Genomic DNA, 1,221 nt, shown 5'->3' with positions numbered 1-1,221 from the left:
CCCCGGCCCGCGCCAGGCGCGGGCCGTACGGGGTTGCCCGGTGTGGCGCTCGTCCTGCTGGGACCACGAGGGGGTTTCAGGTCCGGGGGTTGTGGTGCTAGCGGTGTTGCTGCCTACGGTCTTTCCTGCCGGGCCGGGATGGACCTGTGACCTGGCAAGTCCCGTTCGTCGTACGGGTGTGTGGTCGCGGCCCCTGCCCGCCCCCGGCCCGCCTGACGGGCCTGACCGGCCGGGGCGTGGGCGGGGACTGTGCTCCATGTCGTGCGCTGCGCCCGGCTGTCCCCGCCTGCCGCTGTCCCTCCGGCGCCTCCGGCCGTTTCGCCGGCCCGCCGGCCGTATTCTCCAGATGAGGAATCGATCGATGACGATGACCACCGCCACGCCGGGTGTTGTTCGTGTGCTGGCCCCGGGGACGCTGACCCGGATGGAGCCTGCTGACTGTACGCCCACCCAATTTGCCACGGCTGAGCAGAAAGCGAAGGCGGCGAACACGGTTTTGGCCTTCATCGAGGATGGTCTCGACCACGGCGCGTTCACACCTGCCCTGTATCGGACCTGTTCCCTGCACCTGTTCGGGCACGTCGCCGAGTACGACCGGCACGGCTTCGCCGAGACCTGGTTCTCTACCCCGCACGCCAAGGCCGCCTTCATCGTCCACGCCCTGAACGCCCGCGCTGTGGGTGATCCGGCGTGGACGTGGTGCGACGTCGAAGCACACATCCAGGGGGCTCTTCGGGCGCATCTCCACCTCCGCCTCACTCACCCGGAAACCTTCGGCGCCCGCCCGAGGGTGCATGCCTGCCCCGACTGCACCTGCACCACCGTCGCGTAACCCGCACGTGCGCAGCGCGCCCGGCGACGGTGTGTGCGCGGCAGGGCTGCGCGGACGTAGCCGCTGACCCGCCTTCGCCCCGCCGTCCTCGCATCGTTGTTCGGCCCGTGCTCCTTGGTTCTTCCCCGGGGGTGCGGGCCGTTCGTCTGCCCGGCCGCCCACCGCTGCACCACACCCGCGGCAACGGCTGCCTCTGCGCCGCTGGGCACCGCTACATCCCGCCCGCGCGGCTGTCTCTGCTGATCGGCCGCATCGGGCTACGGCCGACCGCTCGCCGACCGCTGCTCCGGCTGGGAATCCCGAACGGGGGTGTGTGGGGGTTGCGGCCCTAACTCCCCGTTCCCGCAGGGTGATGCACGCCGGGCCGCGGAGTGACTTTCCTCCGCGCG

General features: G+C 71.3%; 1 protein-coding gene. It reads left to right on the top strand.

What is annotated here, in order from left to right:
* Positions 1 to 361 precede the first annotated feature (361 nt).
* Entirely contained in the window at positions 362 to 832 is a 471-nt protein-coding gene (locus ABZW18_RS34785) for a hypothetical protein (protein WP_356195528.1), read from the top strand.
* Positions 833 to 1,221 lie beyond the last annotated feature (389 nt).

This window comes from Streptomyces sp. NPDC004647, from assembly GCF_040609575.1.
In the GTDB taxonomy this organism is placed as follows: domain Bacteria; phylum Actinomycetota; class Actinomycetes; order Streptomycetales; family Streptomycetaceae; genus Streptomyces.
Note: the sequence above shows the minus strand (reverse complement) of the source record. Positions and strands in the feature narration are given on the sequence as shown.